General features: G+C 38.3%; 21 protein-coding genes and 3 pseudogenes. 22 read left to right on the forward strand and 2 right to left on the reverse strand.

The genetic code is table 11. From position 1 onward, the window contains the following. Window positions 1-558 precede the first annotated feature (558 nt). The 8 genes and pseudogenes from MKY17_RS12650 (at window position 559) to MKY17_RS12685 (ending at window position 7,493) form a co-directional block, all read left to right on the forward strand. Window positions 559-867 carry a metalloregulator ArsR/SmtB family transcription factor gene (locus MKY17_RS12650; RefSeq protein ID WP_056519758.1) on the forward strand — a complete coding sequence of 103 codons (309 nt, stop codon included), beginning with the start codon at window positions 559-561 and terminating at the stop codon, window positions 865-867. 348 nt (window positions 868-1,215) lie between these two features. Further along, window positions 1,216-1,347 (forward strand): annotated as a pseudogene (locus tag MKY17_RS12655) (LLM class flavin-dependent oxidoreductase); the annotation flags it as partial. 111 nt (window positions 1,348-1,458) lie between these two features. Then, window positions 1,459-2,418 (forward strand): TIGR03571 family LLM class oxidoreductase, encoded by a 960-nt coding sequence (locus MKY17_RS12660; RefSeq protein ID WP_339202034.1) that lies wholly within the window; start codon window positions 1,459-1,461, stop codon window positions 2,416-2,418. 1 nt (window position 2,419) lies between these two features. Continuing rightward, the gene (locus MKY17_RS12665) at window positions 2,420-3,394 is read left to right on the forward strand and encodes an LLM class flavin-dependent oxidoreductase (RefSeq protein WP_339202037.1); all 975 of its coding nucleotides are present in this window, start codon (window positions 2,420-2,422) and stop codon (window positions 3,392-3,394) included. Between the two features lie 156 nt (window positions 3,395-3,550). Further along, a complete protein-coding gene (locus tag MKY17_RS12670; RefSeq protein ID WP_098371996.1) occupies window positions 3,551-4,576 on the forward strand; it encodes an LLM class flavin-dependent oxidoreductase in 1,026 nt (341 codons plus the stop codon). A gap of 391 nt (window positions 4,577-4,967) precedes the next feature. Further along, complete coding sequence (locus tag MKY17_RS12675; RefSeq protein ID WP_339202040.1) at window positions 4,968-6,065, forward strand: L-dopachrome tautomerase-related protein; 1,098 nt, start codon at window positions 4,968-4,970, stop codon at window positions 6,063-6,065. A gap of 216 nt (window positions 6,066-6,281) precedes the next feature. Next, window positions 6,282-6,672, forward strand: a pseudogene (locus MKY17_RS12680) (VOC family protein). A 674-nt stretch (window positions 6,673-7,346) separates the two neighbouring features. Then, window positions 7,347-7,493: a hypothetical protein gene (locus MKY17_RS12685; RefSeq protein ID WP_179891087.1), complete on the forward strand. Its 147-nt coding sequence runs from the start codon at window positions 7,347-7,349 to the stop codon at window positions 7,491-7,493. Between the two features lie 454 nt (window positions 7,494-7,947). Here the strand turns inward: MKY17_RS12685 and MKY17_RS12690 are convergent, their stop codons facing one another. Next, window positions 7,948-8,295: a hypothetical protein gene (locus MKY17_RS12690; protein ID WP_144553995.1), complete on the reverse strand. Its 348-nt coding sequence runs from the start codon at window positions 8,293-8,295 to the stop codon at window positions 7,948-7,950. Between the two features lie 685 nt (window positions 8,296-8,980). On the opposite strand from MKY17_RS12690, the gene MKY17_RS12695 reads away from it, so the two are divergent. The 9 genes and pseudogenes from MKY17_RS12695 (at window position 8,981) to MKY17_RS12735 (ending at window position 17,405) form a co-directional block, all read left to right on the forward strand. Beyond that, window positions 8,981-9,265: a hypothetical protein gene (locus MKY17_RS12695; protein WP_098373760.1), complete on the forward strand. Its 285-nt coding sequence runs from the start codon at window positions 8,981-8,983 to the stop codon at window positions 9,263-9,265. Window positions 9,266-9,599: 334 nt separating this feature from the next. Beyond that, window positions 9,600-10,376: a helix-turn-helix domain-containing protein gene (locus MKY17_RS12700; RefSeq protein WP_339202043.1), complete on the forward strand. Its 777-nt coding sequence runs from the start codon at window positions 9,600-9,602 to the stop codon at window positions 10,374-10,376. 379 nt (window positions 10,377-10,755) lie between these two features. Beyond that, the gene (locus MKY17_RS12705; protein ID WP_339202045.1) at window positions 10,756-11,640 is read left to right on the forward strand and encodes a hypothetical protein; all 885 of its coding nucleotides are present in this window, start codon (window positions 10,756-10,758) and stop codon (window positions 11,638-11,640) included. A gap of 303 nt (window positions 11,641-11,943) precedes the next feature. Next, window positions 11,944-12,765 carry a hypothetical protein gene (locus tag MKY17_RS12710; protein WP_339202048.1) on the forward strand — a complete coding sequence of 274 codons (822 nt, stop codon included), beginning with the start codon at window positions 11,944-11,946 and terminating at the stop codon, window positions 12,763-12,765. Window positions 12,766-13,086: 321 nt separating this feature from the next. Next, window positions 13,087-13,230 (forward strand): annotated as a pseudogene (locus MKY17_RS12715) (isochorismatase family protein); the annotation flags it as partial. 61 nt (window positions 13,231-13,291) lie between these two features. Beyond that, entirely contained in the window at window positions 13,292-14,761 is a 1,470-nt protein-coding gene (locus MKY17_RS12720) for a nicotinate phosphoribosyltransferase (RefSeq protein ID WP_141994225.1), read from the forward strand. A gap of 34 nt (window positions 14,762-14,795) precedes the next feature. Then, entirely contained in the window at window positions 14,796-15,626 is an 831-nt protein-coding gene (nadE, locus tag MKY17_RS12725) for an ammonia-dependent NAD(+) synthetase (protein WP_144553986.1), read from the forward strand. A 116-nt stretch (window positions 15,627-15,742) separates the two neighbouring features. Beyond that, entirely contained in the window at window positions 15,743-16,768 is a 1,026-nt protein-coding gene (locus MKY17_RS12730) for a serine hydrolase (protein ID WP_339202052.1), read from the forward strand. 343 nt (window positions 16,769-17,111) lie between these two features. Then, window positions 17,112-17,405, forward strand: coding sequence for a hypothetical protein (locus MKY17_RS12735; RefSeq protein ID WP_098373753.1), 294 nt, complete (start codon window positions 17,112-17,114; stop codon window positions 17,403-17,405). A 170-nt stretch (window positions 17,406-17,575) separates the two neighbouring features. Here MKY17_RS12735 and MKY17_RS12740 read toward each other — a convergent pair whose 3' ends face one another. Continuing rightward, window positions 17,576-17,980 carry a hypothetical protein gene (locus MKY17_RS12740; RefSeq protein WP_098373752.1) on the reverse strand — a complete coding sequence of 135 codons (405 nt, stop codon included), beginning with the start codon at window positions 17,978-17,980 and terminating at the stop codon, window positions 17,576-17,578. A gap of 382 nt (window positions 17,981-18,362) precedes the next feature. Here MKY17_RS12740 and MKY17_RS12745 point away from each other — a divergent pair, with 382 nt between their 5' ends. The 5 genes from MKY17_RS12745 (at window position 18,363) to MKY17_RS12765 (ending at window position 21,970) form a co-directional block, all read left to right on the forward strand. Next, complete coding sequence (locus tag MKY17_RS12745) at window positions 18,363-18,611, forward strand: hypothetical protein (RefSeq protein WP_098373751.1); 249 nt, start codon at window positions 18,363-18,365, stop codon at window positions 18,609-18,611. 239 nt (window positions 18,612-18,850) lie between these two features. Then, the gene (locus MKY17_RS12750) at window positions 18,851-19,279 is read left to right on the forward strand and encodes a DUF5082 family protein (RefSeq protein WP_098373750.1); all 429 of its coding nucleotides are present in this window, start codon (window positions 18,851-18,853) and stop codon (window positions 19,277-19,279) included. Continuing rightward, complete coding sequence (locus tag MKY17_RS12755; RefSeq protein ID WP_098373749.1) at window positions 19,279-19,569, forward strand: YwqI/YxiC family protein; 291 nt, start codon at window positions 19,279-19,281, stop codon at window positions 19,567-19,569. Before MKY17_RS12750 ends, MKY17_RS12755 begins: the two co-directional genes overlap by 1 nt. Then, the gene (locus MKY17_RS12760; RefSeq protein ID WP_339202053.1) at window positions 19,566-21,542 is read left to right on the forward strand and encodes a T7SS effector LXG polymorphic toxin; all 1,977 of its coding nucleotides are present in this window, start codon (window positions 19,566-19,568) and stop codon (window positions 21,540-21,542) included. Before MKY17_RS12755 ends, MKY17_RS12760 begins: the two co-directional genes overlap by 4 nt. After that, on the forward strand, window positions 21,533-21,970 hold the full coding sequence (locus MKY17_RS12765; RefSeq protein ID WP_098373859.1) for an SMI1/KNR4 family protein: 438 nt from the start codon (window positions 21,533-21,535) through the stop codon (window positions 21,968-21,970). Before MKY17_RS12760 ends, MKY17_RS12765 begins: the two co-directional genes overlap by 10 nt. Window positions 21,971-21,988 lie beyond the last annotated feature (18 nt).

Consider the following 21,988-nt stretch of genomic DNA (forward strand, 5'->3'; position numbering starts at 1 on the left):
GCAAATCTCTAGCCAGGGTGGTGTACGGTTAGCTTAATGAAGGAGTGTCTACTCAGAGGGGAAAACCTTTTCGTTTCTAGGAATATTATACAAAGACCCAGTAATTGGTATACTTTATTACACTATGTAATTTTACTGATACTATTTAATTATAAAGTGCGTACTTACAGGGGTACCACCAGCAAAACGCGAATTTACAACGTTAAGGAAATACCAATATTAAAAAGCCCAATTTCTCAGCATTAAATTGAGAAATTGGGCTTTTTTCCATACTGTAGATAATGCCTCGATTGTGGAAGATCAATAAATTTGAACAAAAAAGTGAATATTGATCTGCCGCATTTTTCACTGCTACGACTGCTTTGGCATAATCCGGATGACAATGACAAACACTGTATAAGGAGGCTCTAATTATGTTCAGATTGATTGGGTCCGTAAATAGTATTCTGACTATATTTAGATAACTAACATGCTTGGTAGTAGGTATTAACTTCGATTGATATCCTTATAGGGGAAAATTCAAATTGACATATCGGAAATTAATGATATTATAAACATATGGATATCATAGAAATCTTTAAAGCATTGTCTAATGAAAAACGTTTGCAGATTTTGAAGTGGTTAAAAGAGCCTGAAAACTATTTTACACTCCCTATTTCTGAAGGGGTTAGCTTTGAGAAAGAGGGTGTATGCGTATCACAGCTGCATCATAAGTTAAATGTAACACAATCAACGGTTTCTCAATATCTTACTATGTTACATCGGGCTGGGCTACTCGAAGCAACGCGTAAGGGGAAGTGGACATACTATAAGCGTAATGAAGAAGTTATTAAGGAAATAAGCAATTACATTGAGAAAGAGATTTGAGGATTAAAGTGAATTGCTTGAAGCAATTCACTTTAATTAATTACTATATATCGATATTTCAGAATATGTAAATATGTTAGGGTGTATATTTTTTTATTAAAATAAATCGTTAATTCGCGATATATTAATTTACTATATACGCTTCTAGGATTTCAGCTTTATTTAAGGAGCTGATTTATTAATTATAGTAAGGAAGAGATTTAGGCGAATTTAGAAATGGTGTCCATAAGAATAAGGATGAAGTATTCGCTTTTGTTTCCTATTGATCCAATACAATCCGTTGCTTAATAATATACTGAAATTCTAAGAGATGAAAAGGGAGAAAATTAAAATGAACAAATTTGAAAAACATAATTGAAGGTTGGCAGTGGTGGAATCCTGCTTCCACAGTATAGTGCATATAAGGTGGCTACCCAGCTATTTCAATTACAATCACTTTTTCCCGTAAGAATAGAGGCAGGTGTCGGACGTTCACCTGGTAGAAATGAAACGAATCGGACAATGGACTTATTATCGACGCAATGAGGAAACCATTAAACAGTTTGAAAAGTATATAGGCTTAAAAATATAACCTTTTAAGGAGGACCAAGAGTGAGTTTTCAAAATCATCGTGCCTATAACAGCATGTACCAGAAAGACAAAATGACACTCGGATTTATCCTCCCGACTGCCAGAATGTCTAAAAATCCGATTATGGAGAATCAGCTGGAGCTTGCCCGTAAAATTGAGGAATATGGCTTTGCTTCATTATGGCTCCGTGATATTACGATACAGAATTTGAATATTGATGATAACGGCCAAAAATACGATTTATGGATTTATTTGACGTATCTTGCTGCTTATACGAAGCACATTGCGTTAGTGACAGGAAGTGTAGTTCTTCCTTTGCGCCACCCCGTCAGGGTAGCCAAGGAAGCTGCATCAATCGATCAATTGTTTCCAGGTCGATTGATTATGGGGGTGGCATCAGGGGACAGGGAAAAAGACTTTACAGCTTTAGGGATATCTAAGCAAGAAAGCGGTCCGTTATTTAAAGAAAATTTCGAAATTCTCGACCGGCTGTTAAAAGAGGATCAGCCGACAATCCACAGCCACGCCGGGCTGATCGATGGTACAGATATGAGGTTAATTCCAAAGCCTGTATCTTCGATTCCGACCATGGTGACTGGATTTAGCAATCAGTCTATCAATTGGATAGCCAGGAATGGGGATGGGTGGCTTCAATACCCAAGAAGCATTATTCAACAGGCGCAGCTTATCCAGGATTATCGTGCTTTAACTGAAGTGCATGCTCCAGGAGATTTTAAACCCTTCTCTCAAAGCTTGTTCATCAATTTATTGGAAAGTCCCGATGAAATGCCTGTCCCTATACCCTTAGGCTATTCCGTGGGAAGAAACCGTTTAGTTGATCTACTTCATCGATTTCAAGCGATTGGTGTGAACCATTTGGCGTTTGTTCTGTATTTTTCCAAGCGCCCTCCAGAGGAAGTAATCCAGGAACTTGGAGAATTTGTTTTACCCTACTTTCCAACCCATAAAGGTACAAATTAAATTGTATAAAAGGAGGAAGAATTATGACAAAGAAAATAGAACTTTCAGTACTAGATCTCCCTCCCCAATTGTCGAGGGAGGATCAGCCGAACTTTCCCTTCAAAACACGCTTAATCTAGCAAAGAAAACAGAGCAGTGGGGATATAAACGGTTTTGGCTTGCTGAACATCATAATTGGGCGAGAATGGCGAGTTCAGCATCCCCAATCGTAATTGGACGAGTAGCCTTTGTCACGGAAGAAATTCGTATTGGATCAGGCGCAATGCTGCTTTCTCATTATTCTCCTCTTTCCGTGGCTGAGCAATTTGGAACATTAGAATCCTTCTTCCCTCGAATCGACCTTGGATTGGGGCGGGCACCTGGCACCGACCAATATACAGCAAATGTATTGCGGCAGCGGGTTGCTGGTGAACCTGAATTTGATGCCCGGCTTGAGGAGCTTATCGCATATCTTTATGGTACAGGAACAGCCACTAAGAATGGTTTATTTAGCTTTCACGCCATTCCCGGCGAAAAAACAAATGTGCCAATTTGGCTGTTAGGTTCAGGGTTTTATAGTGCACAATTGGCTGGAATACTTGGGTTACCATTCTCTTTCGCGGGACATTTTGCTCTAGGTAACATGATGGAGGCCATAAAACTGTACCGGGATTATTTTCGTCCGTCTCAATTTTTGGAGGAGCCTTATGTACTGTTAGCCGTTCAAGTGGTGGCTGCTGATGAGAAACAGGAGGCACAAAGGCTTGCCACTTCGATGTATCAAAAATTTCTTTTGTTAACTCGCGGACAGCCTTCGCCCATTTTGCCACCTGTTGATAACATGGACGAGATTTGGAACGATAATGAACGCAGGGCGGTTGAAGAACAGCTTTTTACTTCCATCATCGGGGACCCTGCAGGTGTGAAGCAGCAGCTCCATGAGTTAATAGAAAAGACTGACGCTGATGAAATTATGGCTCAGGCTGCAGTAAATTAAACATTGTCTAGTCTAATAAAGGATATATTTTCTGCAGATATTAAATCTTTTAAATTAATGTGATTTAGATTTAAACAGTAAAAGAAGACAAAGAATACAACCTGTAAATTTTTTTATAGGTTTGAAACGAAATTTTTAAAGAAAGAAGATGATCATATGCCTAAAAATGATACAAAACAAATTACGGATATTCCATTCTCGGTCCTGGATCTCTCTCCAATTGCAGATGGAAGGACGCCGGCTGATTCTTTTCGCAATACTTTGGAGCTGGCCCGGCTCGCTGAAAAGCTGGGGTATAACCGATATTGGCTCGCTGAGCATCATAATATGCCATTTATCGCTAGCTCTGCAACATCGGTAGTCATTTCCCATGTTGCAGCAGGTACATCAAAAATCCGGGTAGGTTCAGGTGGCATTATGCTGCCGAATCATGCACCTCTTGTTATTGCTGAGCAATTTGGTACTCTGGAATCATTATATCCAGGACGTATTGATCTTGGCTTGGGCCGAGCACCAGGCACTGATCAGCTTACCGCACGTGCATTAAGACGTGACTTGAGAAGTTCAGGAGAAGATTTCCCTGAGCAGCTGGCTGAGCTCCGGAATTACTTTGACCCTTCCCTGGCACAAGGATATAGTCATGTTAAAGCAATTCCGGGTGAGGGATTAAACATACCTATTTGGCTGTTAGGTTCGAGCGGATACAGTGCCCAGCTGGCAGGAGAGCTTGGACTGCCGTTTGCATTTGCGAGCCATTTCTCGCCGCATAACACACTGCCGGCTATCCAGCTGTACCGCCGTTCGTTTAAGCCTTCTAAAGTACTGGACAAGCCGCATGCAATGGTAGGGCTAAACATCATTGCGGCCGATACAGATCAAGAAGCTGAGCGGCTCGCTACAACATTGCAGCAGCAGTTCTTGAATTTGATGCGCGGGAAGGAAGTCCCATTGCAGCCGCCAGTGGATAATATTAATGATATAGCGAGCGACTATGAAATAGCTGCCCTTGAGAATCAATTAGGAACTTCGATTGTCGGTAGTCCTCAAATCGTAAAAGAAAAGCTGGAAAAGCTTCTGGATGAAAGTCAAGCCGATGAAATTATGGCAATCGCCCAGGTTTACGATCATAAGGCCCGCCTCCATTCCTATGAAATATTGGCAGAAATTACTAAGCTAAAATAGGTCAAAACTGGCATCACCATGGAAGAAACGTTGCATATAGGCTTCTAAAAATTCTTACTTATGCTCAGGATGAAAAAGTTACACTAAACTTAAAAATACTCCCCTTTAAAGGAGACAGATTTATTTTCTAACCAGGCTGCAGGACGGGAGCAAATCATAATAGTTTTTATGTTAGTTCTAAAATTGACTGCAAACGTAAATTCAAATGCTCTCATTTCCCGTCTTTGGAGAGCCAGTGGAAGTTTGAATCACTTTATCGAAACTCCCATGTTTCTGGACTAATAAACCTACAGCATCCATCACGATAGAAAAATTTATCAAGAAACAGGCACTACAAAAAATTTTCATCATATATAGGTGATATCCGTTCGGATTTGATGAGGAGGATATCATGCAACCTATGTTACCTATGGAAAAATATTTTGGGCAGTTTGAACTGGTGCATGCTTTTTATGAGGCTATGCCTACAGGTGTCAGCGTTTCCGAAACCGGTCGTATTTTTGTATGCTTTCCGAAATGGGGAGACGACGTTCAATTTACTGTGGCGGAAATTGTTGAGGGTGAATTGCAGCCTTATCCCAGTGTAGAAACCAATTTAGTTAATACTGGGAATATTACGATGTCTTTCGTCAGTGTCCAAAGTATCGTTGCTGATGGAAGAGGAACACTTTGGGTACTAGATACAGGGGCACCAAATTTTTCTGAACCTATTCAAGGGGGAGCAAAATTAGTTGCTGTTGATTTAAGCAATAATACAATAAGGAGAGTATATACCTTTACAGAAGATGTTGTCTTGCCAACAACTTATCTGAATGATGTACGTTTGGATTTTCGGGTTGGAAGAGCAGGCTATGCATATATAACGGATTCTTCTTCCAGAGGGCCAGGGGCTATTATCGTCGTAGATTTAGAAAATGGGAACGCGTTTAGGCGGTTAAATGGGACAATATCAACTTCACCTGATCCCTATTTTTTACCGAAAGTAGAAGGTGAAATTTTGATGAATCGAAACCCGGACGGCTCGACTTTCCCATTTAGATTGGCTTCCGATAGTTTAGCGATTTCTCCTGATGGAAAGGTTTTATTTTATGCTCCGCTAACCAGCCGTCAGCTGTTCTCGATCTCAACAGAAGCCCTAAGAGACAGAAGAATACAGGACCTGAATTTATCCCAATATGTGCAGTATTGGGGGGAAAAAGGTGCGTCTGATGGAATGATCACCGGCGCAAAAGGAACAGTTTATGCGGGAGACTATGAAAACAATAGTATCCGGAAGATATTGCCGAATGGCGCAATGGAAACCATCGCACATGACCCGAGAATTTTATGGCCGGATACTTTTTCGATTGGCCCCGACCAATACTTATATGTCATTGTGAATCAATTACATCGGCAGGCAAGATTTCATTATGGAAGAGACCTGCGAGAAAAACCATATAGTTTACTTCGTATGAGAATTGATGAATCCCCTGCTCCTACCTTTTCATAGTAATCGTAAACGAAGGTAGCTATCCCCCATCAGGGAGCTGCCTTTTTTGTCAGATATTCCCGCAACTGTCCTATGATAAAGAAGTGACTTAACTCAAATTGAAAAGCCTGCTTCATCTTAGATTTAAAATTATAAATAAAGCACCATAGGCACGAAGCTACATAAGTATCAACTTACGGTAAGAGGAAAAATTTTGAACAAAACTAGGAGGTAATCATGGGAAGATTAGTTCACTTCGAAATTCATGTGGATGACATGGAACGGGCAAAGAAATTTTATGGTGAGGTATTTGGATGGTCATTTCAAGATTGAAGTGATTTCGCAGGAATGCCTTACTTGGGAGCGGTGACTGGCGATGAGAATGAACCTGTGATTAATGGGGCATTGATGCAGCGTCAAAGTCCTCCGCCGGAAGCAGGCCAAGCTCTTTATGCTTGTACAACGGGTGTCGATAATTATTACGAAGCGGAAGCCAAAATTCTTGAGAATGGCGGCAAGGTCGCATTGTCCAAATATGCACTGCCTGGAATGGCGTGGCAAGGGATACTATATTGATACCGAAGGGAATATATTCGGAATTCATCAAGCTGATGAGAATGCAAAATAGGATACATGTTTGGTGAATAAAGATTGATCGGGAACCACCCTTTTGTTTCCTACGCGGGGTGGTTTTCTTTGCTGAGAAAGAGATATGAGATTGCCTGGAAACAATCCCTTTCAACACTACTTTTAGAAATTCCACGATAATCACCCCAATTTCCTTAATAGAGACGAGAAACTTCTAACCACCAAATGGAGATGAAACTTTCTTTATTAATAAAAAGTGACAGTGCATTGCGCCCACAGAAGTAGACATGTATAAATTCGGGAAAACCTGCCCACCAAGTTTTTATATTCGTTCTCGGGAGCGATTCTTGAATAAGGTTCGCTTTTCTTATAGAACTAACAGGCTGAAAATCGGAGCTGTCATTAAGGCAGCTTTTTCTTTATGCAGGATAGCATTCCTGTAATGATTTAAATTAGCAGCAAGGTTTGTGGAGAATTGTACGGGAGCGTTTTTCGGACTCAGATTAGACGTAATTAATTATTAGTATATGCAGACAATTACAGTAAATAGAATTAGACGTTTTAATTTCGCATAATTACCTTTTTAAAATTAATCAACTAAAAATATAATTTAGGATCTCTTAAGTGGTTCTTTTTTGTATCTTACATAATGTTCAAATTGTTCCCGGATAGTTTATGGTAAAATATAGAAAAATATTAAATGGGGGGATGTAAATGAAAATTTTACTAAGGTTATCTATAGTTTTAATATTTTCATTGTTTTTGATTCCTGCAAGTGAAGATTGGACAACTGGGAAACCCTTTCTTGTGATTTATGATGAAAATGGAAATGTAGTGGATAAATTAGTAGATACACCTTAATGAATCTCTATGAGGTTCTTTTTTTATTGTAGTAGCCGTTAAATATCAAAGGACATTTTCAAAGTTTGGGAAATTGTCTTTTTTTATTTACATTTTTAATTTTGTTATTGAGTAATTGTGGTTTTGAATTTAATGACTCTAGTGTGTATTTTTACTTGTTCAACTAACGGGGCTGTTTAGTTGAAAAGGGTAAAACTTATTGATAAAAAATAGACTGAACGGTAAAAACCGATCATCCCATAAATAATTATCTTACTCTAGAAAAGCACCCGATTATATTGTTTTGTATTTATTTAATTACATAATCTTTCTGTACTAGTGGGCCTGCTCCTTTTACATATGGTTGAATCCATATGAGTTTTCTATCTTTTAATCCCTCACCATACGCCTGATTCCTCCAATGCTCTCTTACAATCCACTGATGAAATGGCTTATTATGCTTTCTGTTCACGCCTTATAACAAAGTGTTCGCTTCTTTATAAGCCTTCCGTTGAGCAGAAGTAATGGTAATTTTATCTCCAACACGTATATAAGGAGAGGAAAACTCTGATTTTGATTTCATTGTACGATTCTTTTTCTTTGATACAGGTGGGGAAATATGCCGAGTTATAGCTTTATCAGACCTGAGATAAAGTAAGGTATTAACTAAAAGTAACAGGAATCTTTCTAATATGGCACGGCTAGTTTTATTATAGTAATACTGGCTAGGATCACTAGTGTTAGGGAAAGATTTATCAAAAACCTTTTTGGCTGATTCAAATATATCGATATGTTCACCAGCTGGTAAATTTACAGCGACCATCACACTACCTGTCTGTGTTTTATTTTTATAATTTCTTACTTTTAGCGAGGCAACAATATCCCAATAAATCTTACCTTTCCTCTCCTCTCTACCTCAATCACATAAACACCTTGAGAAACTCCTTCATACAAACCTTCTCCCTCATCACCTACTACAAAGCATATCCACAATTTAAAGGGAGTCTTCTTGTGTGCTTTGTTGTTTACTATTTACACTACACTGATGTTTTTGTGGTGGAAGGATGGGGGTTCTAATTTTTTGTGATATAATTGTAAAATATTCCAAGATACTTATTTAAGGTAAAGGATCTTTGTAATTAAGTAAGTTTATTAACGTTTTTTTAACTCCTTTGTAATTTTTTAATTAATAAATATCTTTATTTTTAAAGTTCCTTTTTATTTTTTATCAATTTTTTATCAATTTTTGTTTTGTCTTTTTATTATTTTCTGGTTCCTTATTTATGTTTTTTTTGTTTAATTTATTTTTGTAGAAAAATAATGAAAGATGAAAATTAACTCTTTATTAACTCCATATTAACTATATACCAATATATTAAGCTACAAAATTAAGTTATTTTAAATATTGAAGTACTATTAAAATACTAATAGAGTAGAGTATGGAAGGGGAAAAGGAAGAATATAAATAATTGTCGCGAAATTTGAAAAAAAGCAAAGAGGTGTAAAGTATGGACGATAAGAATATAGTCACTTTTTTTATTAACGATGCTTTAAGTAGTTTGTATGAATACCGCAATAAAAAGTTGAATAAGTACCCTGAAACAGAGAAGAGCATTCAAAACCTAATAAAAAGTAATAATGAAGTCGTATTTTACGAAATCAAGAATAAGTCTATATCCTTTCATTTCTACGATGGTGTTAATGGTACGAAAATAGAATTTTATATAGACGAAAAAGAGAATATCCAAGCTAGGTCAGTTCCACCGAAAAATAACCAATCAGCATTAAGATGACTGAAGAAGGCGACGCAAAACAACTTTTATAAACCGACTTTAATTTTAAAGTGTTGGGACACTTCAGGAAGAATGATAATGGACAGGCTTGAGGAGGAAGGGAAAGTTAAAAATAAAAATCTTTTATTTTGTAGTTACGATAAAGGAATCCCGTTTAACCATAATAGCTTACTGCCAATACATTAAATTAGCAGGTAAATTAATTGATTAGTTAAATGAAATAGTCTAACCACCTAAATTGGTAAAATGAGTTTAAGAACGTACGTCTGTTTAACAAAATATAAATTTAACTGGATTTTATACCTTTCGAATCATTACTTCTTGGGGGTATTTTATGAAACACTATACGGTTAAAGAGGCTGCCATTTTATTGAGTAAGAGTGAAGAAACTATTCGTAGGTGGTTACGTAAAGGCGATGTTTTTCCATATGCCCAATACAATTCGGATAAAGAAGGATGGAAAATACCAGCGGCGGATATCTTCCTTTTATCAAAACCAACGATTAATGAACAACCTAAAACAAATAACCAGACACTAACAGTATCACAGGTCGCTTCTAGACTAGGCAAAAGCGAAGAAACCATCAAACGTTGGCTCAGGTCTGGTCAACAATTCCCTAACGCTTATAAGAACAGTGATGTACAGGGATGGCGTATCCCGGAAAATGACTTAACTAACATGAATTTTAAACAAGCACCTCCGGTGCAATCTCCTGTTATATCCCAATCTCCTTCAGTGCCATACACCAATGTTATTCATCAAGAAATAAATCAGAACAGAGACCTAGTAACTCTTGCATATAAAACAGTAACATTAAGCTCACCTACAGAAGACATGATTGCATTGTTATCTCAAGTGGGTATTCAAAGATGTATGGAAGTACTTCTGATAATGCAGCAATCCCGTTTAAAGGTAAGAAACGTTGATGGCTTTATAAAGAAAGCAATTAGAGAGAATTGGAGTACTGATACAGTTCCTATAAAGATACCAAGAAATCAGAGTAAAAAGTTGTATGAATTTACGCAAGATGAGTATTCACAAATAGTGAACAATAAAGAAAATCCTGCCCAAGATCATGTTCCTTTCTACAATTGGTTGGAAGAGGATTGAAAAAAATTACCTCTCGATAACTCAAATTTCATATAAAATCCCTTTCCGAACTAAACGATTTACAACAGTGTCGGCAGACAGAAATAAAAAGTTGCATTTGAGCCCCAAAACTTCAAATGATAAAACGCAAATGTACAAACTTGCCCCAGTATTTACCTATAATGGATTGGTGGTAGTTGATAGATCAATTCTCTGTCACTAGGCTTCGGAAGCTTGCCCAAGACTTACTGGAAGTCTAATAAGTGAAAATCCATAAAAAGGTTGAACAAACGAAAGGACATTGGATCGAACAGCCAATCCATTCATTTTTATAGTCTACAAAGAAAACGCCGGGGAGAACTTGAACACATAAAGCTTTTATAGGAGGAGAGTGACCATTATGAATATTTTATTTGAAGAATTATTTGATGTTGATCTAATCGGGAAAGCGACTACAAAAAAGCCTAATTTAAAAAACTTAAATTCTAATCCAACAAGTAATAAAGAAGTGGCTGTAATTGGTATTGATTTTCAAAATGACTTCTTGGAAGAAGGAAATCTGGCTGTTGCTGATTCTTATCAAGACGTAAGAAACTTTGCTAAGTTCATTTATGAAAATGTTGATGCTATAGATGATATTTTTATGAGTTTAGATATACATCAACCGAAACAAATCTTTCACCCTGCTTGGTGGGTAAATGATAAAGGACAGTATCCTGAGCCATTTACGGTTATTACTTATCAAGATGTATTGGAAGGTAAGTGGGCACCTATTTTCCAAGAGCAAGAAAGTTTAGAGTATCTTCGTGGACTAGAGGCAACTGAAAAGAAGTCCTTGATAATTTGGAGTTTCCATTGCCTACAAGGTACATTTGGTGCAGCAATTGAATCGCAATTATCTAACCTGTTATTTGCCTACTCTTTGTATAAAGAGAAGGATGTACATTACGTGACAAAAGGGTTAAATCCTATTTCTGAAATGTATGGAATAATAAAACCTGAGTATTCAAAAACGGATTTAACAGACAAAAATCTTTTAAGTCAATTGCAGAATTATAAAACAATAGTTATTGGTGGAGAGGCTAAGTCTCACTGTGTACTTGAGACAATCAAACAGATTGTGGAAGAGTTTGAAATGATAAATCACAAGGATTATTTAATTTATGTGTTAGAAGATTGTACATCTTCCATCACAGGTTTTGATGAAGTCACAGATGATGAATACATAAAATTAGCTTCAAAATACCCAATTAAACTAACTACAATTAAAGAACTAAAACTTTAATGGATATCTGAAGAGGGTGATCTCTCTTCAGATACATACATTTTTATAACCGTCGGAGGTTGAATATGATGAGGAAAAATTTTCAAAACAATAGCTAAGCTTTGTACACCGATGCTTACCAAGTAAAAATGGTTGAAACATATTGGCATGATAGGCACTACAGACAGGCGTTATTTGAACTATTCTTTAGAAATTTACCTTTTAGAAACGGATATGGGTTATTTATTGGATTGGAAAGTATTGCGAATAATATCAAAGAAATTAAGTTCACAGATAGTGATATTGATAATTTGAGAGATGTATATGGATATGAGTGGTAAGTGTGACTACGATCACTTGAGACATATTGATAATACATTGGATAGTACTGACAGATTAAGAGCCTTCGTCCAGATTTATTCCTTTGCAAAGATAAACGGTTTACATTATGTGCATTTTGATGGTAAGGGAAATATTATACAAATTTACAATTCTTCTCATAAACTGCATTACAATAGCACTTGTTTCTTATTAAAACAAAAGTACACTGACACTCCTATAAATACTGCTTCAAGACAAGCACATCAACTGAGAAGATTTTTGGACTTCCTAGAGTTTTGGGATATAGATTTGTTAGAAGTGGATACCTTTACAGTTGTTGTATCCTTTGTTAGTTACTTGCGTTTATTAAAGAGTTTAAGAGCTAAACCTAATCGGGCAATTGAATATTCATTACTGAAACAGGTGCCTTTGCATGAAAGAGCAAAGCATTTCGGTAAAGTATCCTCTATAAGCTCGAATTTCGAGGGAATAATGATTCAAGACAGATTTGAAGACTTTTCCCATAATACTATAAGCGGCTTTGTAGAAACAGCATGTAAGTATCTAGGTTTTTTAAAAAAAGAAACCCATGAATTCGAATCTATAGACCTTACGTCTATTCCGGTAAAGCAACGAGCATTCACGACTACCACTACAGGTACAACAGGGAGAAAAACGTATGTAATAGTAACCAATGTACACGCCATACTGAGTGAAGCTGGTTTTAAAATTCCAAATACTTCAGCAGGCCACATTCAGCCGTTATCGGAAGAAGTGATGACTGAAGAAGTTATAAACAATTTCATGTCATTCATGAGGATTTAAGGGGTGAAAAGAACCTTTCTTCGGTAAAAGAGCAAAATCTATCTGTAGAACAACTAATGGAAGAAGTTTCCAAAATGAAAAAGACTTTAATGGCTTACCAAACGAAGTGTGAGGAACAGGCAATAGTTATTGAAAAAATGATGAAACAAGTAGTGAAGAGACATGAAAGAGTTGAAAAAATATAGCTTATTGACCGTCGAAAGGCGGTCATTTTTGTATACCATTTTGTCCTTTTGAAGTAAAATTGTATAATGAGGTATGAAAAACCTTGCCCTGACAGGTACGAGTCGGATTTTTGGATATACTATTTATTCATATCGCTGCATTTTGCATACGGCAATCGACGCTTATAATCTAGGCTATAAAATCTTTGTATATGAAAATGCAGTAGCCTCGTTCAATGATGTCGGTCACCATTGGGCGCTTGGACATTTTAAAGGATCTCTTGGAGCAACCATTCTATAATATTCATTAACGTAACAGAATAGAAGGGAAGCGAATGCTTCTCTTTTGGGAGGAACTATCCATGGAAAAAAAGTACAACGACGACAGTTACGCATTACACACCGATCTTTACCAAATCAATATGGCCCAAACTTATTGGCAGGACAAAACACATAACCGAAAGGCAGTTTTCGAAATATTTTTCAGAAAGCTTCCATTTAACAGCGGATATGCGATTTTTGCGGGACTTGAAAAAATTGTCCATTACCTTCAAAACTTTTCCTTCTCGGAAAGTGATATCGACTATTTAAAAAATGATCTGCACTATGATGAAGAATTTTTGGATTATTTGCGAAACATCCGTTTCACGGGAGCGATCCGCTGCATGAAAGAGGGAGAGCTTGTCTTCGGCAATGAACCGATTTTACGGGTGGAGGCACCGCTCGGTGAGGCTCAACTCATTGAAACTGCGCTGCTTAACATTGTGAACTATCACACACTCGTGGCAACAAAAGCTTCGCGCATCAAACAGGTCATCGGTGAAGAATCTGCCCTTGAATTCGGTTCAAGGCGGGCGCAAGAAATGGATGCTGCAATTTGGGGAGCGAGAGCGGCCTATATTGCTGGTTTTGATTCCACTAGTAATGTACGTGCTGGAAAGCTGTTCGGCATTCCGGTTTCAGGGACTCATGCACATTCCATGATCCAAGCTTATAAAGATGAATATACCGCTTTTCATAAATATGCTGTTTCCCATAAAGACTGTGTATTCTTGGTTGATACTTACGATACATTGCGTTCTGGCATCCCGAATGCAATCCGTGTTGCCAAGGAACTGGGCGATAAAATCAATTTCATTGGCGTCCGTCTTGACAGCGGTGATTTAGCTTACTTATCAAAAGAAGCACGACGTATGCTTGATGCTGCAGGGTTCCATGATGCGAAGATTGTCGCATCAAATGACTTGGATGAATATACGATCATCAACTTGAAACAACAAGGAGCAAGAATAGACATTTGGGGCATCGGAACCAAATTGATTACGGCTTATGACCAGCCAGCGCTCGGTGCCGTTTATAAAATGGTTTCAATAGAGGGTGAAGATGGGAATATGAGAGATACCATCAAAATTTCTTCTAACCCTGAAAAGGTTACGACACCTGGCTTAAAACGAGTATATCGAATCATCAATAAAGTGAACCATCATGCTGAAGGTGATTATTTGGCGATGGAATATGAGAAGCCGCAGGAACAGGAAAAATTAAAAATGTTTCATCCTGTCCATACCTTCCTAAGTAAATTCGTCACGGATTTCGATGCGGTTGATCTGCATGTGGATATTTTCAAAGATGGAAGTTTGATTTATGAATTGCCAACCATAGATGAAATCAAGGCATTCACGCAAAAAAATCTCCAAGTATTATGGCCGGAGTACCTGCGTGCACTTAATCCTGAAGAATACCCGGTAGATCTAAGCCAGGATTGTTGGGATAATAAAATGAGGAATATAGATGAAGTTAAAGCCAATGTAGAAAGAATGCTAACGAAATGACAATCCTATTTTATTAGAAAGCGGGGCTTTGCCAATGCGTCCATTACAAAAAGAAATCGTAAAAAAATTACTTGTCCAACCAACGATCGATCCTGAAGTCGAATTCAGGAAAAGTGTTGATCTATTAAAAGGGTATTTGAATAAAAATACGTTTCTGAAAAGCTTTGTACTTGGAATATCTGGAGGGCAAGATTCAACACTGGCGGGGTATATTGCCCAAACCGCTGTCAATGAATTGAATGAAGAAACGAATAGCAGCGACTATAAGTTTGTTGCTGTAAGCTTGCCATATGGAGTACAGGCTGATGAAGATGACAGGCAGCTTGCGTTAAAATTCATCAAGCCAAGCCAAACGGTTACAGTCAACATCAAGGAAGCGGTGGATGCATCAGTAAAAGCTGTGGAAGAAGCAGTTTCTGAAAAGCTATCGAATTTCTTAAGGGGAAATGTTAAAGCACGTGAGCGAATGAAGGTACAATATGATTTAGCTGGACTTTATAAAGGCGTCGTGCTTGGTACGGACCATGCAGCAGAAGCGATCACAGGTTTCTTTACGAAACATGGTGACGGCGCAGCGGATATCCTTCCATTATACCGATTAAATAAAAGGCAAGGAAAAGAAATCCTGAAATTCGTCGGTGCGCCTGAGCGTCTTTATACGAAAATACCAACGGCCGATTTGGAAGATGACAAACCCTTACTTCCTGATGAAGCGGCTTTAGGCGTTAGCTACGATGAAATCGATGATTACCTTGAAGGCAAGGAAATCAGAACGGAAGCTGCTGAAATCATCGAAGGTTGGTATACTAAAACCGAACATAAACGCAATGAAGCCATTAACGTTTATGATACTTGGTGGAAATAAAAGAAGCTGATAAGTTTTCCCGCATCACATAAGATGCGGGTTTTTTTGCAAGAACATAACGAGCACCTTGGCCAGCACATCAGTATTGAAATTTTACCGGCAAAGGGGAAAACTAAATGTCGACTCAACATATGGATTTATCCAGGATTATTGAAGAAACGAGCAAGGGAATTGGATTCTCGGGTGTAATCGGTGTGAAAGCGGGAGATGACCTGATTCATAGCTCAGCACATGGCTATTCCAATCGGGCGGATGAAATCATGAATACGACCGAAACAAAGTTCGGAATTGCTTCTGGGTGTAAACTGTTTACGGCGATAGCCATTTGCCAGTTAATACAAAAAGGGAAACTTAGGTTCGATTCTAAGCTTAAAGACTGTCTTCCAATCGTGTTTCCTGATTTTAACCAAAATGTAACCATACATCACCTCTTAACACACACTTCGGGCATTCCTGATTACTTTGATGAAGAAGTGATGGAGGATTTTGAAGAGCTTTGGCAGAAAAATTCGATGTACCATATAAAAAGATTAAAAGATTTCCTGCCAATGTTTAAAGATGAGGTGATGATGTTCGAACCCGGGGAAAGATTTCATTACAATAATGCAGGCTATATTTTACTAGGATTGATTGTTGAGGAACTTACTGGACTTGAATTTTCCGAATATATAGACAAGAACATCTTTCTGCCTTGTGAAATGAAAAATTCCGGTTATTTTTCCATGGACCAGCTTCCTAAAAATACTGCATTAGGGTACATTGACGAAGAAAATGGAGCATGGAGAACAAATGTTTATTCCCTTCCGATCAAAGGCGGTGCGGATGGAGGTGCGTATATTACAACATCAGATATGTTCAGGTTTTGGGAGGGGTTATTTTCCAATCAATTACTGAATCAAGCATATACCAATCTTTTATTGAAGCCCCATATTGCTACGGAAGATAAAGGGGATTACTATGGATACGGCATATGGATAAGTAAAAAAAATGAAGCGATTTTCAAATATCATCTTATGGGGTATGACCCGGGTGTAAGTTTCAATTCAGCGGTATATCCGGCAAATCGATTGAAAACCGTCATTACTTCAAATGAAAGCACGGGTCCATACCATATTACTTGCGTGATTGAGAAAGAATTATAAAAACAAATAGAACCTTTCAACGAGTAAAGGGTTCCCTTTGTTTATAGTCAAAGTGAATTCAATCATTGATATCCTGTTTTAGATTTAAAAAGGGACGGAATTGCATCCAATTGCTCCATTGTTTCCAGAACTTCTGGATTTTCAAGTAAAGATAATTCACCTGTATCTTTATTCAAGATGCGGCGCATTTCTTGTATTGGGAAGAACTTTAAGGAGGTAGATTGCTTTAGGTATCAAGGCTTTTTCAAACAAAGAATTTGTATATTTAGATATCTTGAAGTAGAGTATATTTAATATAACATTATTTTAACCGGTATTTTCCGATGGAGGTTCTTTTTAATTTATGAAGGCAAGATATGAACTCGCGAACATGAACTTAACAGTAAGCAATGTGACTTTGCGTAATGCGGCGGATAGTTATGTCCTCTTGAAAGCTGCAGATGATCAAAATAATGAAATCACGATCAAGCTTTCCCACGATCAAGCGGAATTCCTGGAAGCGGAATTAAGGGAAGTAAATCGCCGTCGCAGGGAAAATAGTCCTGATATATCTGGAAATGACCAGGAACGTATTAATGACGACGATTCTTTCAATCTGTTTAGCATTGATTTATTCAATGAAAGTGATCCGAAGTAATTGATAGTATATGCTTATTTACCCCGAATCAAATTTTCTTCTCTGTAACCTTCCTTGCGATTTAAGATGATGCTACAGAGAGTTTATCATTCCCGCCAATACAAAATCCGAATTTAAAGTTATTGAAAGGCCATTAGGAATGTTTTAAGCAAGGTGACCTATCGTTACCTTTATTTTGATTGCTTGAAAAAATTCTTCACCAAAAGGAATATGGATGATAGTACTGCAAAAATCATGAAAAATACGATGAACCCCCAAAGGCCTACCGCCGCATCTTGAAACTCCATATTCCCCCTGCTGGTAAGGGCTTGCTGTATTTCAATGGCGAATACTAAAACAACCATGACTGTAAAGGTATAAAGGAAAGAGAGTATCGTTATCCCAAAACGCATCCGGGAAATTAAATTAGATAAAAATAACACGAACAAAAATATGATGATACCGATGATTCCCATTATCCAAAAATGCAAATCTTTGTCCGTTGCATTTGAATTTAATGTGTCACTCACAAAGAATAGGATGAAATCGTGAAGATTATTGACGATTTCAGCTAATATCTGGATTATTTCTTTCATTTTTCACACCTCCAATCCTTAGATTATAGCAGGTTATAAATCTATATAGAAGAGGGGGTTGCCAGACTGACCTTCGATGGAAGTATTATGAAATCATAGACATGCTAAGGGAAGTATATTCCGGGTCACGTAAAAAAAGCATAAGTGAATGAATTGTGAAGTCAGGACATTCAACGTCAGTTTAACTAAGGTTATACTTAATAGATCAACCAAATTACATAAAAAATTAAAGTATAAGCGATTCATGGAAAGTAGGTGTGTCTATTTCCAATGTTTTAATGCCTTTAGCGATCTTAGCCATGGTTGTTTTGATCGGTTTCTTTATTATAATGCTAGTAAAAAATATCTTTACTTAATGCTTTCATGGTTGGAGGAAAAAAGAATGAATGATGTACATAATCATGTGTTAACGGTAATTGATTTTATGAAAACCGGTCACAAAACTTGCTTTGTGAAAGTCATCGGTTTTGATGGTGAATCCGGGCAGGATTTTGAAGGCGAAGTTAAGTTTGTCGGTGATTTGCCTTTTGGGGATCTGATACATCCTGAGCGGTCACATCTATCTTCCACTTGCAGGGAGTTTGTTCGGGATGATTTGTTGCACAGATACAATTTAGGGCAGTTTGAATGAAGTGGGGGCAATTTTTATAGAGAATCCAATGAGATGACATTCTGCCCACTTGTTTAAAATTGGTAAAATGCAGGGTATAAAGAATATGGTATGTAGGAACTTTTTTATGCCAATCTTCTCTTTTAACTGACAAAATAGCATATTTCTCCCTATTTAACTCTCGGACTTTAATCCTTATAATGTTAAATAGGAAAATATGACATTTAGTGTAGGATTATACTGTTTCTGAGGTGAGTTTCATGGTTTATGCAGATATTTTGAGTAATATACACTCTGCTATCTCCAGTAAAAAAGCTGATTTGAATGTGAAAATTGAACGTTTAGAAAATGCGAAAAACGATATTATAAAAGAGCAGAGCATGTGTCTGAACGAGATTAGGAAAATAAAAGACCCTGAGCTAGGTGGCAGCTGGACAGGGAATCGCTCGGATCAATTTCAGGAAGCCCGTCATGATGCCTATAATGTGATGTTTAGTATCATTCATGACGATTATGACGATTACCAATGGAAAATCGAGGCAATGATTACAAAGCTGAATGCCGAAAATACTCTACTGAGCATAGCAGGGAATATAGCCCAAGAAGCCGACTCCCTTTTGAGCAAAGGCGAAGAGGCATTTGAGCAGCTGGAAAGTAAAATATCAGATTTAAAAAGGCGGTTGTTTTAATGACGACAATCAAACTGAATCATCCTGCCGTAACGAAGCAAGTCGATCAGGTGAAGACGGCACTTGGTACAGTCACGCTTGGAAATTTGCCGGCAGGGGAGCTTGGCAACAATAAATTGGAATTCACCTCGAAATGGATCGACCGGGAAACGAACCTGGAGAAGGTCTTCGAGCAATATATCAAAATCGTCCAGAAAAATGTGGAAGATACCCGTGCCAACATTGACTTATTAAAAGAACAGGATGAAGCCATCGCCCATGCGTCTTCACATGGGTATCCTACGCGATGAAAATATATGAAGCCAAGACATTGACGGCCGCAACCAAGTCGCGCGCCAAGCAATATGAAGAACTAAAGAAGGAAGTCACAGCCCTGAAAAAGGAATTTCAGGGCATCGTCGGCCTGGATAACGAGTTTCAAGGGGCCGGTGCCGCCGCCATCAAAAGCTTCTATGAAGCGCAAATCGAGGTGGCCGACGCCTGGATGGAACTTTTCACGACACAGATCAGTTTTTTGGAAGGCATTCCAGCCAGCCTGGAAGAGGCGGACCTCTCCGGAAATACGGTGGTCGAGGTTCCCTTTTTAGATGGCGAAGTGTCGAACGGCATTAACCAAGCGAAGTCGCTTGTCGATGAACAAGCGAACGATCTCCAAAGGATCCTCGACAGCATTGACGATATCCTGCCTCTTGATAGGTTCGACCAAAAGGACTTTAATGAAAAAATCACGCTAGCCGGACAGAGGCTGGATGACACCGTGACAAAGGTCGAGAATGTCGACCGGCAATTGGTCGAGGAATATGATGTGTCCGTCGGGCAAGAAAACGTGGCCGTTGGCCTCTTCCGCGCCTTACTTGACGCCACCAAACAGGACGGCACCGTTTCTCCGATGACGTTCAACCAATCGGCCTTCAAGAATAGTGACGTCTATCAAGTGAAGGATGAAGTCGCCGGTCAGATGAAAAACTATCAAACCTTCAAAAGACAACAAGCCGAAGCCCGGAAAATCGAACAAGAAATGGAAGAACTCGAAAACCGCCCATGGTACGAAAAAGCCTGGGATACGACAAAAACCTTTACAGGGGAATTCACGGGATATTATGATTCAATCAGGGCCTCAACCGGAGTCGATCCAGTAACGGGCCGCAAGCTGTCCGAAGCCGAACGAATCGCCGCTGGCGCCATGGCAGCCGCTGGATTCATCCCCGTCGTCGGCTGGGCCGGCAGGGCCATCAAAGGCGGCAGCGCCATCTACAAAACGGCCAAAGGGCTCAACGCAGCGAACCGCGCCCTCGATGCCTATAAAACGACAAAAGGCTTTAGCCTCCTCCAGAAAACCGAATACGGAATATATGGCCTCCTCGCAGCCAACGGACTCGGCGAAGCGGTCACCGGCAAAGACATGTTCGGCAACCAGCTAACCGAGGAACAGCGCCAGAACGGGCTGTTGATGGCACTTGGAATCGGCGGTGTGGCAGGTGCGGCTAAAGTCGCTGATAAAATAGCCAGTGGTACAAAGTTCGTCCCTTACAGCAAGGAATTTGCGCAAAAGCAGGTTCAGAAAGTTCAAGCCTTCGGCAGAAAAATTGGCAAAGTGGAAGTGCCTCTCCGTATTAGGGTCGAAGAATTAGCGACGGCTTATGGAAACAACTACAAGCATGTCACGTTTGATAAGACGACGATTCAGGATATTGTACAGAAGTTTGCAGTGAAGAGACTTTCTTCTGTAAACCAAATGAAGGCCGATGATGCGATGGTTGAAGCAGCAAGAAAACTACCAGCATATGCGAGAAGACCTAACCAACCAAGAAATTATAAATATAAAGAACGTAATGAAGACGGAACTACACTGTACACTTTTATTTCAACCAAGAACGGCAAAGAATATCAAGTGAATTATGACAAAGGTGGATTCCCGATTTTTCATTCAAAATATGATATTTTCTTACCAGAAAAATATTATTTAGAAACAGATGCCGTACAATTTGAGTATTTATCTAAAACCTTATATGAAGAAGTAATCAGGAATCCAGAATTAGCTGAAAAGTTCACTGCAAAAGAATATGAATTATTAAAAGAAGGTAGAGTTCCAAAAACACTTACTTGGCATCATCATCAGGAATCAGGTAGAATGCAAATTGTGGATTATTTTGAACACCAAGCAGCCGGACATACTGGTGGAAGAGCTATATGGGGCGGTGGTGAATCGGGAAGAAAGGGTATTATAAAAAAAGAGATTCTGGAGATGGTAACATGGGATTGAAAAAGTGGCTATTTGTAGAGGAAGAAAAGCCCGATGAGAGTGTAATAGCTTCGATTGAAAAAGCGTTTGATATAGAATATCCTGATGATTACAAAATATGTGTTATGAAATATAACGGAGGTTTTCCAGAACCTAATATCTTTAATTTCAGTGAAGGGCAACAGGGAGTATTTAATGATTTAATTAGCTTTACTGATAATGATATAAATATAGAAATGTTTTATGAGAGATTTTCTGGTCCAAAGTTAAAAGGAATTGTGCCTTTTGCTAGAGATCCATTTGGAAACTACTTATGCTTTGATTATCGAAATAATCATTCTTCTCCCAAAATAGTTTTTCTCAATCATGAAGAGGAAACGTTATTATTAGTGTGTGATACATTTAATGATTTGTTGAAGCAATTGTATTCTTTAGAAGATACAAAGTAGGAGGGGGAGCAAAAAATA

The organism is Peribacillus sp. FSL P2-0133 (genome assembly GCF_037975445.1).
Taxonomy (GTDB): Bacteria; Bacillota; Bacilli; order Bacillales; family DSM-1321; genus Peribacillus; species Peribacillus simplex_E.